At 46.1% G+C, this 14,351-nt stretch carries 15 protein-coding genes; 9 read left to right on the forward strand and 6 right to left on the reverse strand.

All coding sequences use genetic code 11. The annotated features are described in order from the left end of the window. Positions 1 to 159: 159 nt before the first annotated feature. Positions 160 to 2,250 (reverse strand): ABC transporter ATP-binding protein, encoded by a 2,091-nt coding sequence (locus tag AC1DE7_RS05370; protein ID WP_477533856.1) that lies wholly within the window; start codon positions 2,248 to 2,250, stop codon positions 160 to 162. A gap of 12 nt (positions 2,251 to 2,262) precedes the next feature. After that, positions 2,263 to 4,008 (reverse strand): ABC transporter ATP-binding protein, encoded by a 1,746-nt coding sequence (locus AC1DE7_RS05375; protein WP_036609220.1) that lies wholly within the window; start codon positions 4,006 to 4,008, stop codon positions 2,263 to 2,265. A 485-nt stretch (positions 4,009 to 4,493) separates the two neighbouring features. Here AC1DE7_RS05375 and AC1DE7_RS05380 point away from each other — a divergent pair, with 485 nt between their 5' ends. Beyond that, the gene (locus tag AC1DE7_RS05380) at positions 4,494 to 4,790 is read left to right on the forward strand and encodes a HesB/YadR/YfhF family protein (protein WP_036609218.1); all 297 of its coding nucleotides are present in this window, start codon (positions 4,494 to 4,496) and stop codon (positions 4,788 to 4,790) included. 57 nt (positions 4,791 to 4,847) lie between these two features. Continuing rightward, positions 4,848 to 5,297, forward strand: coding sequence for an NUDIX domain-containing protein (locus AC1DE7_RS05385; protein WP_036609216.1), 450 nt, complete (start codon positions 4,848 to 4,850; stop codon positions 5,295 to 5,297). A 99-nt stretch (positions 5,298 to 5,396) separates the two neighbouring features. Here AC1DE7_RS05385 and AC1DE7_RS05390 read toward each other — a convergent pair whose 3' ends face one another. From AC1DE7_RS05390 to AC1DE7_RS05400, 3 genes are all read right to left on the reverse strand, one after another. Further along, entirely contained in the window at positions 5,397 to 5,909 is a 513-nt protein-coding gene (locus AC1DE7_RS05390) for a hypothetical protein (protein ID WP_036609214.1), read from the reverse strand. Positions 5,910 to 6,325: 416 nt separating this feature from the next. Continuing rightward, the gene (locus AC1DE7_RS05395; RefSeq protein WP_036609212.1) at positions 6,326 to 6,769 is read right to left on the reverse strand and encodes a DUF441 domain-containing protein; all 444 of its coding nucleotides are present in this window, start codon (positions 6,767 to 6,769) and stop codon (positions 6,326 to 6,328) included. 5 nt (positions 6,770 to 6,774) lie between these two features. Next, entirely contained in the window at positions 6,775 to 7,773 is a 999-nt protein-coding gene (locus AC1DE7_RS05400) for a YpdA family putative bacillithiol disulfide reductase (protein WP_076249782.1), read from the reverse strand. 178 nt (positions 7,774 to 7,951) lie between these two features. On the opposite strand from AC1DE7_RS05400, the gene AC1DE7_RS05405 reads away from it, so the two are divergent. From AC1DE7_RS05405 to AC1DE7_RS05430, 6 genes are all read left to right on the forward strand, one after another. After that, positions 7,952 to 8,545: a DUF2087 domain-containing protein gene (locus tag AC1DE7_RS05405; protein ID WP_036671025.1), complete on the forward strand. Its 594-nt coding sequence runs from the start codon at positions 7,952 to 7,954 to the stop codon at positions 8,543 to 8,545. Positions 8,546 to 8,994: 449 nt separating this feature from the next. Further along, positions 8,995 to 10,104, forward strand: a complete 1,110-nt coding sequence (rsgA, locus tag AC1DE7_RS05410) for a ribosome small subunit-dependent GTPase A (protein ID WP_477533857.1) — start codon at positions 8,995 to 8,997, stop codon at positions 10,102 to 10,104. 56 nt (positions 10,105 to 10,160) lie between these two features. Continuing rightward, complete coding sequence (locus AC1DE7_RS05415) at positions 10,161 to 10,499, forward strand: L,D-transpeptidase (RefSeq protein WP_339286456.1); 339 nt, start codon at positions 10,161 to 10,163, stop codon at positions 10,497 to 10,499. Positions 10,500 to 10,662: 163 nt separating this feature from the next. Continuing rightward, complete coding sequence (locus AC1DE7_RS05420) at positions 10,663 to 11,202, forward strand: GNAT family N-acetyltransferase (RefSeq protein ID WP_253507582.1); 540 nt, start codon at positions 10,663 to 10,665, stop codon at positions 11,200 to 11,202. 170 nt (positions 11,203 to 11,372) lie between these two features. Then, entirely contained in the window at positions 11,373 to 12,848 is a 1,476-nt protein-coding gene (locus tag AC1DE7_RS05425) for an aldehyde dehydrogenase family protein (protein ID WP_477533858.1), read from the forward strand. Between the two features lie 245 nt (positions 12,849 to 13,093). After that, positions 13,094 to 13,246: a hypothetical protein gene (locus tag AC1DE7_RS05430; protein ID WP_164783094.1), complete on the forward strand. Its 153-nt coding sequence runs from the start codon at positions 13,094 to 13,096 to the stop codon at positions 13,244 to 13,246. A gap of 122 nt (positions 13,247 to 13,368) precedes the next feature. On the opposite strand, the gene AC1DE7_RS05435 is transcribed toward AC1DE7_RS05430, so the two are convergent. After that, the gene (locus AC1DE7_RS05435; protein WP_074094612.1) at positions 13,369 to 13,608 is read right to left on the reverse strand and encodes a hypothetical protein; all 240 of its coding nucleotides are present in this window, start codon (positions 13,606 to 13,608) and stop codon (positions 13,369 to 13,371) included. A 422-nt stretch (positions 13,609 to 14,030) separates the two neighbouring features. On the opposite strand from AC1DE7_RS05435, the gene AC1DE7_RS05440 reads away from it, so the two are divergent. Then, the gene (locus tag AC1DE7_RS05440; protein WP_074094613.1) at positions 14,031 to 14,351 is read left to right on the forward strand and encodes a hypothetical protein; all 321 of its coding nucleotides are present in this window, start codon (positions 14,031 to 14,033) and stop codon (positions 14,349 to 14,351) included.

A 14,351-nucleotide genomic window follows, 5' to 3' on the forward strand; every position in this document is an offset into this window, starting at 1 on the left:
GAAATCGAAATAAACAGTATCGGAACCTGAATCCCGATGAAAATACAAAAAAACCGATCTACACCGCAAACCCTGAGGTAGCTGTGTAGATCGGTTTTTGTTTTGCCGTCGAGTACATCATTTTGATTGGTTACTTAAAGAGCGTTCTGTTTTACTCTGTTATGCATTGCCTCCGGCAAAGGAGGTTGAGGTTGGAATGATCTCACCCGACGGATTCCCGCTGGTTGCACTCGCTGCTGCTTGCGCACCTTGCTGGAGCTGATACATTTTATAATAGCGGCCTTTAAGCTCCATCAGTTCATCATGTGCACCTTGCTCAACGATACGCCCGCGATGCAGAACCAGAATTTGATCCGCCGAACGAATGGTGGAGAGACGGTGAGCAATGATGAAGGTGGTACGTCCTTTTTTGAGGACTTCGAGTGCGTTCTGAATCAATGCTTCCGTTTCCGTATCAATATTGGCTGTCGCTTCATCCAAAATGAGGATGGCCGGATCAAACGCCAGTGCACGAGCAAAGGAGATCAACTGACGCTGTCCAGCAGACAATGTGCTTCCTTTTTCGATGACAGGTTCGTCAAAGCCTTGAGGCAAATGAGCCAGTATGCGTTCAGCACCTACATCACGCAGCGCCTGTTCAATTCGTTCACGGGAGATCTTCTCATCGCCGAGACTGACGTTGGAAGCAATGGTGCCTGTGAACAGATACGGGTCCTGCAATACAATCCCCATATGTTCGCGAATCCACTGTTTAGGCAGATCTTTGACGTTCTGACCGTCAATCGTGATCTTGCCTTTTTGCGGGTCATAGAACCGGAATAGCAGGTTGATAATTGAGCTTTTACCCGAACCGGTATGACCGACCAGAGCGACCGTCTGACCTTGGGATGCTTTAAACGAGATATTGTGAAGCACGTAATCTTTTTTATAGGCAAAGGATACATCGTCGAAGACAACATTCCCTTTGTATCTTGGCATAGAGCCATCGATTACAGCTTCTCCCTTTTCATCCATCAGCTCAAAGACGCGACCAGCAGATACGAGGGAGGAGTCCAGGTTGGCGAGTTGATTCACCATACCGGTGATTGGCTGGAACAAGCGACCCAGAACATCAACGAAGGCATACAGAACACCTAATGAGATAATACTTGTGCCATCCAGCACACTGGAACCAAAGTACCACAGGACCACCGCAAATGCGATATTCCGTAATACGTTAACCAGGTTGTGTGAGGTGAAGGCATTCAGGTTCAGCATTTTGTTCTGGTGTTTCATATAGTCATCATTCAGATCTTCGAATTCCTGTTTGGTTTGTTTCTGATGGCGGAATACGCGGATAATGGACATCCCCTGAATGGACTCGTTAATGATTGCATTGATCTCACTCAGTCGGGATCGAATGATTGTGTTGTAGCGAGTAGCGAATTTGCGATAGAGCACAATCCATGTAATGAGCATTGGCACAACGAATAATGAGATTAGACCCAGGCGAACATCAAGCAGGAAGAGTGCAACATACACACCTGTAATCGTGATGATTCCTGAGAAAAAGTTCGAAAGAACAGCAACGAACAGATCTTTTACGGCTTCTGTATCGTTTGTGACCCGAGATACAACTTTACCTGCGGGCAGGTTATCAAAAAAGTGCACCGGCAGTCGCTGAATATGGGCATACACATCGTTACGCAGTCTTTGAATGACCTTGTTGGCCGAGGATTGCAGCCAGAAAGTTTTACCAAACTCCATAATGACCGAGATCACGAGGAAGATCATGTAATACACAATTAATTGATAGATGCTGGGCATCTCCGGTTTGTAAAAAGCAAACAGTTCACCAGCGGACAGGGGTGTTGCCGCATATTGGCCTGTTACCTCACCTGCGCGTGTAACCGTGAGGGTTCCATCCGTATATGTGCGGTCCCCGTCAGGTGCGCTTACCGGTTCGTTTACAAAATAAAAACTTCTGCCGGCTTGTAATACCCGCACTTCGGAACCTTTGTTTTCATCCGGTTCGAACAAGCCTTCGCGTTTGTAATTCTTACCGTTGTAGACTGCGGCTTCATCAGAAGCTGTTGTCTCATAGAAAGGTTGCTCAATCGCGAGCAAGTGATTATCGATCATGGATTTGGCGATGAACGGCCCGGCAAGCTCGGCCGCAACACCAATGGTAAGCATAATTAATGCAGCGATAAATGTTCCTTTGGCTTTCAAGGCGTAATCAAGCAGCCTTTTGCCTGTATTAGACTTCAATGAATTGACCTCCTACGTGGACAGATTGGACTCGACCTGTTGCCGTTCATACTGTTCACGGTACCAGCCGTTCATGGCTAACAATTCCTGGTGAGTGCCTTCTTCCGTAATTTTCCCGTGCTCCAGTACGATGATTCGGTCAGCATGTTCAATAGCAGACAGGCGATGAGTCGAGATCAGCGTGGTTTTGCCCGAGCGTTTGTTGCGTATATTTTCAATGATTTTGGCTTCAGTACGTGCATCGACAGCAGATAAGGCATCATCGAGGATCAGAATATCAGGATTAGCAATAAAGGCACGCGCCAGCGATACCCGCTGTTTCTGTCCACCGGACAGAGAGATTCCTTTTTCACCAACGAGTGTATCCAGTCCATCGGATAAGGTTCCCAGATCCCCGTCAAAAGCGGCGGTACGAATGGCTTCCATGATGACTTCATCACTGGCCCCAGGTTGACCAAATTGAATGTTTTGACGAACTGATTTGGAGAACAGAACTTGTTCCTGTGGTACGTACCCAATCCAGCTGTGCAAGTCATCTTTGGCGATATCCTGAATCGGATGACCCGAGATGCTTAATGTGCCCGAACCGGCAGGGTATTCATGAAGCAGTTGTTTGAGCAAAGTAGACTTACCGCTCCCCGTACGACCCACAACACCCAATGTTTGACCCCGTCGTAGCGAAAAGCTGATATGACTGAGATTGTCGACAGTGGAACTTGGGTAACGGAATGTAACATCCTGCATCGCAATTTCTTCCGGATTCGTAACGTGAGCAGGTTGCTCCACATCTTGTACGGCAGGTTCTACCGATAAAGTCTCGTTGACCCGATCAAGCGAAGCGCTACCACGTTGCATCAGGTTAATTAATTCGCCGATGGCAAACATGGGCCAGATCATCATCCCCAGGTACATGTTAAACGATACGAGATCCCCCAGGGTAATTTCATTATGAAATACAAGATAAATGCCGTAGGCAAGTGCAATCACATAACTGAGTCCAACGAAGAGGCGGATGGTGGGTTCAAATAGGGCATCCATTCTGGCAACAGCCAGGTTTTTGCGATACACATCTTCGGTCACGTCGGCGAACCGTTTCTCGTCCAGACGTTCCTGCACATAAGCACGCACGACACGAATCCCGGCGATGGATTCCAGCACCTGGTCGTTCATATCTCCGAATGCATCCTGTGCCAGGGTGTAACGTTGATGTACAGCTTTACCATAGATCATCATGGCAATGGCGATAAAAGGTAATGGCAGGATTGCCGCCAAGGTCAGTTTCCAACTAACCAGGAAACCCATGGCGAACAATACGGTGGCCAGAAAGGCTGTAGAGTCTGTTAAGGTCAGCATGCCGAAGCCTGCTGTAGTGGCAATGGAACGAAGATCATTGGTGGCCCGAGCCATCAGATCTCCTGTTCTGTTTTTCTCAAAAAAGGGAGGAGTCATTCGTAACAAGTGGTCCATAAAGCGTGAACGAAGTAGCCGCTCCACTAGGTTGGCACCACCAAACAGTTTGTGCATCCAAACGTATGTAACCAGATAGATAATGATGACCGTTCCTAGAATAAGCAAAATATAACGCGTAAGTGAGGTGCCGGTAATGGAACCGCGCACAATCTCGTCGATGGCATTACCAAGAAGACGAGGAGGCAGCAGTTCGGCAATGCCCACCAGAATAAGCAAAATGACACCGGTTAGGTATCGTTTGCGTTCCAGCCGGAAGAACCAGGCCAGGTTTTTAAGTACAGAGAACAAGTGTTATCCCTTCCTTTCGATGTCCGAGAAATGCAAATTCCGTTCATGAATGCCGAAATGTACCCACAAAAAAAGACATACCGCACGCAGGCGGTATGTCTTCATATAATCATACGGCAGCATGGCTCAGAGAACAGAGCCGTCACCATATATAAGTTCGATTGTGAGTATACATCACAGAGGTTCTAATGAAAGATCGCCTGTCATGCCGACTTATGAACGGAATAATGATTTCGGGTGTGCTCCGGTATTTAGTTGTGTGCTGAATTGACCTATCATATGTTTGTTAAACACCGTAATCACCCTTTCTTTTTTTGGAAATAAATACAATGTAGACCTCGTATGTTTGCATCTTAACACCGGCTTTTACAATCTGTCAAACATTTTTCACAACTTATTTTGTCTTTATGTGGTCACTCGGGTTTGTATTCAAGTCCCTGTCGAGATATGATGGAACATATATATACAGAAGGAGCTGACACCAAATGAGTACCATACATGTATCCGATCAAGCTGCTCGCTGGTACAAGGAAGAGCTGAATTTGAACGAGGGAGACAGCATTCGATTTTTTGCACGTTATAGCTCTGGCGGAGGTCTTCACCCTGGATTTTCGCTAGGTATTGCTGTAGAGAAACCAAGACATCCTGCGGATCAAACCGAAGTGTCGGGGATTCAATTCTTCATGGAAGATCACGATTATTGGTATCTGAAAGGGCACCAACTGCATGTGGACATCGTTGATGAAGGTCAGGATATCGAATATCGTTACACGGAAGTCTAAGCAATAGATGGATTACAGGTCGCCACCGGCTTCGGAGTAGGGGGGAGGGGATAAGCAGTGAATCTGCCACCACGAGATTTGGCCCAGTATATCGCAAAACGCTCTCATATTGTTGTAAAAGCGGCGGTGCGGGCTGAGAACGAACAAGGTGAATTACTGCTGATTCAACATGCTGAACATGGTCACTGGCGGTTGCCAGCAGGTGAGATGCGTCCGGGTGAGGCTATTGAAGATGCTGCCCATCGGGAGTTATGGGAAGAGACAGGTTGGACTGCTGATACCATGACACTGGAAGGTCTCTATTCGGGGCCTGACCTTCGGTATCTGCATTCAAGCGGAGATGAAGAGTATTATGTCATTGCCCTGTTTCGGACAGTGATCATTCAGGATGACCTTGTGGAGTCGCGTGTAAATAGTGATGCAGGTCTGAAGTTTTTTGCGCTGGAGTCGTTACCACCTCTGAATCAGATTAGCCGAATCCTGTTAGCGCGGGATATTGCAGAATAAAATAAGTGTTGACCTCAAAAAAATGACCTTGGCATGCACGATAAAGTGGATGCCAAGGTCATTTTTTTTAAAATCCGATTCTGGTGCTCAGAGCATGAATTACACCTGATCCAGTGGTTCATCATCCATCGCAAAATCAAAATCATCAATATCGAATACCTGTACAGGTGATTCAGACTCAATTATGCGTGCAATCAGTTCAACCTGATCGGTAAGAATCGGGATACTCAGGCGCTGAGATGTCAGTAGCAGTTCGGTCTCAATGGGATCGAAATACTCCCCGTACTGTGCCGTATCTATTGCATTGATAATGGCAATGGATACTTGGTCACCAAATAAAATGGAGGGGCTTTTGGCCCATGGAACAAGTAACGCACGCTCTATTTTTTTCTTATTCAGCGGTTCCTCGAAATAAGAAATCATTTCATTGATTTTGGATTTCACATGCTGATCATCTGCCGGGTTATCCATCATGGGATCAGGACTGGTCTGGAATTCATATAGCTCAAGGATGGTGGTATAAGGAACAATATATTCAACAGGCGCGGGCGGCGCTAACAATTGACCGTAAATGGCCACCATCACGGCTTCTGTAATAAACTGACGTGACATGGTTCCTTAATCCTCCTGCGCCATTAATAGTTGCAAAGTGAATCTATACGTTTATGCAACAGCATAACCATAATAGTACGTGTTCAAATAGGACGGTTTTCAGTACCGAGAAGATGGGATGAAGCTAGAAATGGAGTAGCGGAGCGTAGGGAAAACTACGTGAGCAACCGCAATGTTTCCAAAGGAAACATACTTCGTAAGCCTCCCGCTTATTTCGGCTGAATTCCATATTCGATGCTGATGATGCCGATAGGCATCCTTCGTAATCAAAAGCGGACTTTTTGAACAACCTCTAATATGCATTATTCTGCTGTAGACTCGTGTACATAATTTGCATGAATAGAAGTATATCACACAACGGTGGGAAATACAGCCAATCTGCATAGCATGTCAGGTCACAAGCTTCACAACTTCAATCAGGATTTGCCCAGCAGCAATGATAAAATTCCCGCCGCAATCAATGGACCCACAGGTACACCCTTGAACAGGGCAACCCCAAGTACCGTTCCGATTAACAGCCCGGCAACGACAGTTGGCTGTGTACCCATCAACGTAGCGCCACGTCCTCCGAGATATGCCACCAGTAATCCTACGCCAATGGCGAGCAGTGACTTCCAGTGCAGGAAAGACTCACCGATCGTCTGCAGACTCATCTTGCCACTGGCAAGAGGTGCCATCACGCCAATGGTCAGAATAATAATGCCCAGTGTAAGTCCGTATTTTTCAAGCCATGGAAATGCCTGATTCAGGTTCAGGACTCGTAGCAACAACAGAAATACCATCGCTACGGTCACAGGTGTGTTGCTGCTGATAATCCCAAGAGCCGCAAATACGAGCAACAGCAGGGAAGTCATATCCATTGTTTTCATTTCCCTTCAGTCTGTCCACGTTGTTTGCTAACGATATGTTCCGCAATGTAACGTCCATGCCAGCGCCCGGATTCAATAAAGACTTCATTGGCATTACGCCCCGAAGCGATGACTCCGCCCACATATACACCAGGTACGCTGCTTTCCATCGTTTGTGCATCATATAGAGGTTTATCCATATCATCAGACATCTCCACACCTACCGACGTGAGTAGTTGACGATCTGGACGGAAACCGGTCATTGCCAGTACGAAGTCATTATCCAGTTCCCGAGTGGAACCATCCGTGTGTATCAGACGAATCGAATCATCGAGTATTTCATTCACGCGTGATTCCAGGTGGAGTGTGATATGACCTTTTGTCACCATGCTCTCGAATAGCGGGCGTACCCATGGTTTAATATGCTGGGACAGACCACTGCCGCGATAAACCATATCAATGTGTGCTCCGACCCGAACCAGTTCCATGGCCGCATCCACGGCTGAGTTGCTTCCGCCAATAATGGCGACACGTGTACGGGTATAAGGGTGGGCTTCCCGGAAGTAGTGGGTTACTTTATCTTTATCTTCTCCAGGGATGCCCAGATAGTTAGGATGGTCAAAATAACCGGTAGCTACAACTACATTGCGTCCAACATGTACGATGGCTTCCCCGCGGCGATTGAGCGTATGTACCTCAAACGTACCATCATCCTTGCGTTTAATTTCACGGGCTTCCTCATAGTTATGAACACGCAGACCAAAATGTTCGGCTACCCTGCGATAATAGGCAAGTGCTTCATAACGAAACGGTTTATCATTAGGTGTGCTGAACGGAACGTTTCCGATCTCAAGCAGCGGGGCTGTGCTGAAAAACTGCATATGGGTTGGATACAGATAAATAGATTGAACGATATTGTATTTCTCAACGATCACAGCGGACAGTCCCAGCCGCTCACATTCAATGGCAGCAGACAGACCGCATGGGCCTCCGCCGATAATAATGACATCTTCCATGTTCTTAATCCTCCTTATTTCAAGCAATATAATCCTACCGTAAATAACGAGCCAATGCCAGTTCAAGCGTGGAGTTTAATTAGACAAGCTTACTTGAAACCAAAGGAGTTGACGTGTAGAGAAGAAAAGACTAATATCGAATTAGATATATATCTAATTGAAAGCGAGATGAACGATGATGCAGCTGGAGAAAATTGTGGCTTATCATAAAGCGTTGGCTGACCCGACCCGGCTTCGCATGCTGCTGTTGTTGGCACAGGGTGAACTGCACGGACAGGCACTTGCCGAGCGGCTGAATCTGTCACAGCCAACCGTGACACATCATGCATCCAAGCTGAGAGAGGCGGCGCTGATTAAGGAACGACGGGAGAAAAATACAGTGTATTTCACACTCAATCCTTCGTTTATCCGCGAGAATGCACAGGCTTCGGTTGATTTTATCTTTAATCGAGAGGAGGTTGAGGATATGAGTGATGTGAACGAAACATTGAAAGCGTCGGTCATGAGGAATTTTTTCTCCAAAGATGGACGACTGCGTCAGATTCCGGCTCAATACAAGAAAAAACTGATTGTACTTGGTCATCTGGTCGAGCAGCTTGAATTTGGTCGGAAGTATACGGAAAAAGAAATCAATACATTTATAAAGCAATACCATGAAGACTTTGCCACGATTCGTCGGGAATTTATCATGCATCAGTTCATGTATCGGGAAGAGGATATCTATGAATTGAATCCGAAGGAAATGTGGACACGCTGGGATCAGGTCAAATAGAGTAGCTAGTGGTAAAAAAAAGTTTGGGCTTGACAACTGTTAAGCTCAGTGTGTAACATAATGGATAATTCTACAAGGGAGGCGATTGTTTATGACAAATTTAAATGCAGTATACGTTAATTTGAATATGAACAGCGTCTCCGGAACGGATCAAAGCATGTAATTTTGCGTTAGATGGATAGCAGTATCCATTGTAACGTGAAGTATCGCATGCTCAGATGAAGCCACGGGTGACGCACCCGTGGCTTTTTTGTTTGCCGATAAAAGGGTGTTCCTGAATGGTTTATATCGGAGGGTTAAGTATTCTATCCGGTAGATCTACAAGAAGGGATGATCTTTGATTCGGCTAACTACCTATTGCCACGGGTGTATTTCTACTCGTGGTTTTTTGTTTTGATCTGAACCGGAGATGATTGTTCACTCGGCTTGAACGAAGTAAACAACTTATTTTGGGAGGGATTTTTATTTTAGATAACCATATTGAGAAGTACGGCTGGTCAGCAAAGTGGCAGGAACTGTGGCAAGAGACAGGGATGGAAGAGCAGGAGAAAAAGCCAGCCAGAATTATCGCAGACCATGGACATCTGCTACGTTTGATTACAGAAGAGGGCGAATGCTGGGGAAGGATTTCGGGCCGAATGCGTCATGATAGTCTGGAGACCAGCTTGGCACCGGCGGTTGGAGATTGGGTGGCCATTACAGGTCAGTCGGGTGAAGAAGCAATTATTCACAATCTGGTGCCACGTCGGAGCAGGGTATCAAGGCAGGCGGCAGGTCCGGTGACCAAGGAACAATTAATCGCCGCAAACGTAGATACACTGTTAATCGTGGCAGCACTTAATCATGATTTCAACCTTAGAAGGCTCGAAAGATACGTGCTGATGGCTTGGAATGGTGGCGTAAGGCCAGTCATTGTTCTGAGCAAAAGTGATCTGTGCAACAATGTGGAAGAACAGATCCGAAGTGTAGAAGGGATTGCTCCAGGCGTTGAAGTGCTTGCGATATCTGCAGTGGAGGGTCAAGGTAAATCCTTTCTGGAACGATATTTGCAGCCAGGGCAGACTGTTGCGCTCACAGGATCTTCTGGCAGTGGCAAGTCTACGCTGGTGAACTGGATGATGGGTGAGGATGTGCAGCTTACGCAATCCGTTCGCGAGGGAGACAGTCGGGGGAGACATACGACAACACACCGGGAGATGTTTGTACTTCCACAGGGAGCCGTATTGATCGATACTCCAGGAATGCGCGAGCTTAATCTCTGGGATGAGGGCAATGATGGGCTGTCGCATGCGTTTGGAGAAATTGAAGAACTTGCCGCCACGTGCCGATTTCTGGATTGCAGTCATACACGGGAAGCTGGATGTGCAGTGAAAGAAGCCATACAGGATGGTTCATTGGATGAAAAAAGATTGAATAATTATCTGAAAATGCAGAAGGAATTGCAATATCAGCAGCGCAAGGAAGAAGTGGCATCCAGAAGGCGTACCGCTTCCAGCAAACCGGCCAATAGTCGCAAACCCAAGCACTCCCGTAGTGTGAAAGAGTGGGAAGAAGCCTGAAATCAGGCGGGCATCATCCGGTATCTTGCATAAGATAGGTCAGGAGGGATGTCATTATGCCAGATTACAGGATTATTGTAGATCTGTCTGACCACATGTTATATCTTCTGGACGGCAATCAGGTGATTAAGGGCTATCCTGTGGCCACCGGCAAGATGCTCACGCAGACTCCAAACGGGGAGTTCACTATTGTTAACAAACAATCGAATCCAGGTGGGCCATTTGGCGTGTTCTGGATGGGGCTGTCTGCTCCCCATTATGGCATACACGGAACCAATGAGCCCTGGTCTATTGGCAAATCCGTCTCCCATGGTTGTATACGCATGTACAACTCGGATGTACTGGATCTGTCTTCCAAGGTATCTGTAGGCACTAGGGTAACGATCCGGCCGTAGGGCCGGATTTTACTTTTATAAGAGGCAGTTCAAAAAGTCCACTTTTGATTACGAATCCTGCCTAGCGGCATCAGGACTGAAGTGGATGAATTTGGAATTATAGAAAGAAGAACATATAATATGGTAAAGCTACGGCAGTTACGAGAGAAAGTGAGGGATAGCTATGCTGATCAGGCCAGCGCGTGAAGGGGATGCGCAGGGGATAGCTTATGTACATACTGAGAGTTGGAAAACTACGTATCGGGGAATTGTGCCTGACGATTTTTTGGATCATTTGACTATAGAATCAAGATTGTCTCAGTGGGAGAAGACTATTCGTTCTGGCGAAAAGGATCAGATCCTGGTGGTAGCTGAACAGGATGATGGGAACATTGTCGGATTTGCTTGTGGGGGTAAGGAGCGTGAAGGCAAATTACCTTATGATGGAGAGTTGTATGCTATATATTTGCTGAAGGAAGTGCAACAAACGGGGATAGGTCAGCAACTCGCGACACATGTCGTTCATCATCTGCAGACCCACAATATGAAACGTTTGATCATATGGGCTTTGGAGCGTAATTCAGCTTGTCGCTTCTATGAAAAGATGGGAGGCACTCCAGTCCAGACACAGTCCCTCCGCATTGGTGGTCAAGATCTGATCGAAGTTGGCTACGGATGGGAGGACTTGAGCCTCTTTGGAGAGAAGAGCCTGCCCGACTGTTGAAAGACGTCCAGATGCTGAGAGAATAGTGGGGGTTGTATTGTTTCCCTTAAGCTTAAAGAATGGAAGAGCTAATTCAGGTCTTCACGTTTGCGTAATTCTGAACAAGGTTAATGATGTATTACACCGTTGTGCAGGTGTGACATTTAATCTTGATCAGGAGGCGTATTCACATGACTTTAATGGACACTGAACATACAACATGGACGAAACAATATATTAATGGCAGCTGGGTAGATGGCTCCGGTGAGAAAACAATGGAGAATATCAATCCTTATACGGAAGAAGTTATTGCCACATGGCGCTCTTCCAATAAGAAAGACATAGATAAGGCTTATGAGTCAGCTCAGAAAAATTCGATTGAATGGGCGAAGTCTTTGCCCGCTGCGAAAGAAGAGGTGTTGCGTAAAGTTTCATCCCTGATGGCGGAGCGCAAAGAGGAGATCATTCAACTGTTGATCACGGAATCCGGGAGTACCCGGATCAAATCGGAGGCGGAGTTTGCAGCGGCTAAACGCATTGTGGATGAAGCAGCATCTTTTCCTTATCGCATGAAGGGTGAGATCATCCCGTCCAATACCCCTGGCAAAGAGAACCGTGTGGTTCGTGAGCCTAAGGGAGTGATTGGTGTTATCGGGCCATGGAACTTCCCTTTGCATCTATGCCTGCGATCTGTAGCTCCAGCGATTGCCCTTGGTAATGGTGTGGTGATTAAACCAGCATCAGACACTCCGATTACGGCAGGTTGGCTCATTGCCGATTTGTTTGAACAAGCCGGTCTGCCTGAGGGCGTGCTGAATGTCGTTGCGGGAAGTGGCAGTGAAATCGGGGATTACTTTGTCGCTCATCCGGTTCCCAAAGTAATTTCATTCACGGGTTCCACAGAAGTTGGACAAGGGATCGGTAAACTGGCGGGGGAACATTTAAAAGAAACGGCACTGGAACTAGGTGGCAACAACGCGATGGTTGTGCTGGAAGATGCGGACATTGAACGTGCTAGCGAAGCGGCGGTCTTTGGCAAGTTTCTGCATCAGGGACAGATCTGCATGGCGCTGAATCGTATCATTGTGCATGCCGATATTTACGAACAATTCGTCGAATCATTTGTTGCCAAAACGAAGAATGTCCAGGCAGGTGATCCGGCGGATGCCAAAACACTCGTGGGTCCTCTCATTCGGGAAAAAGAGGTAGAACGATTGCTGGAGCTTGTGGACAAAACCAAGGCCGAAGGTGCACGGTTATTGCTCGGAGGGACCAGTAAAGGCAGTGTGCTGTCTCCTACTGTACTTGCCGATGTTAAACCTGAACAAGATATCGTGCAACAGGAATTGTTTGGCCCAGTAGCAGTAATCATGAAAGCTCATGATGAGCAGGAAGCTTTACGTTTGGCGAATGATACTCCTTATGGACTTAGTGGTTCCGTATTCACCCAAGATCTGAATCGAGGATATCAGGTTGCCCAGCGCATTGAATCGGGTATGGTGCATGTAAATGATCAGTCTGTGAACGATGAAGCGCATGTGATGTTTGGCGGTGAAAAAGCTTCAGGGATTGGACGTTTCGGTGGGGATTGGGCGATTGAGAAGTTTACACGTACTCGTTGGATCAGCATTCAGCACCAATATCGGGAATATCCGGGAGTGAAATAAGTCGAAAAAGAGTAAATTAGCAGCGGCATTTATGAATGATTAGAGTGGGTTACAAAAAGATCGACAAATCATGCGAAAGTCCGTCTCCAGCTTGGTGGGACGGGCTTTTTGCACAATATTACACCTTGGCAAAATACGGCTTAATATAAGAGTGGAAAAGCTGTTTGGGGCTGACGCTATCTGGTTATTTATGGATACACGGAAGAATCGATCCGTAAATCCAATGGCAAAGGGGCTTTAAATTCATGTCCATTGACCGCTTTATTCTGAGGAAACTGAATACCTGTCAGGAAGAACATACACGTGCCAATTTGGTTCGGCTGTTTGTCATTCGTATTCGTAAAGCCGAGATTGCGGAAGAACATGATGCCGCCTATGTCCTGAGCAAACTGCACTGAGCGATGGCTGATAATAATTGCGATCCGCTGTTAACGTGTATACAACTCAAAAAAGGAAGCTTGTCTATAACGACAGCTTCCTTTTTCATGTCTTGTAATGAATGTGTCTTGGTTGACTCCTTTTAATATAACGATAAAGCAAGGGAGTCGTTTTCACTTCGACTGTGGAGAATGGCTTCTCCATTAACAATCTCAATACTAATTAAAGAATGCAGACATTTTTGAATGGCGCGTTTACCGTTGCTAATTTTATGCTCAAGAGCACTGCTAAGCAATCTTAATGTCTTCTGCATAGGTTGTTTGTTTTCTTGATTAAAATATACAGGGATTGATTTGTTTTGAAAGGTTATTAGGGTTCTCACTTGAAATCACCTCACGGTTGTTATTTCATACAGCTAATATTAAATTCCAATGCTTAAAATTACCTTAAAATCAGCTTATGAAAACATAAAGGTGGGTAATGTTTGAAAAGTGTTCACAATTCAATTGTGAGCGAAGGAATAAAAGTCCTGAAAAACGTAACTTAATTACCATTTAAATGGAACAAAAAACGATAATTTTCGTATCCTCGCAATATTAAATTGCATAACTGCCACAAAAGTTCTGAGTCGAATGTACGATATTTTAATATATACGTGGGTCATATGTAACAAAATTACAGGTGGTACATTGCAAACAGGGTGTTTATGTAAGAAAATAGGGTTGATATAACGATTCATTCTCTTTTTTTTGATTTAATCTGACATTAGGACAATTTACATATGAGACCATGGGAGGGATTCGGATGATTCTAACCGTGTATTCCGGCCGCGAGGAAGGAGAATGGTTCGACATCGATGTTCCGGACGAATGTACCATTGAACATTTGAAGACATTACTCGGCGTTCGCATTTTTGGACAGGCACCGGGAGACGGCATTCAGTACATCCTTGAAGCCAAGTTTCCGGAAGGTCTGTGGTTCTCTCCGCAGAACGCACAGCAGTTAATGGAAACGGGGCTACGACAAGGCAGTTGCGTACGTGTCCAGCGGGCTTTTTCAACAACTTCGGAAGAAGCGCCTGTATATGGAAGACGTTCATTGTTTCAACAGGACAGCAACGAATAG

This window comes from Paenibacillus sp. 10L310, from assembly GCF_056395745.1.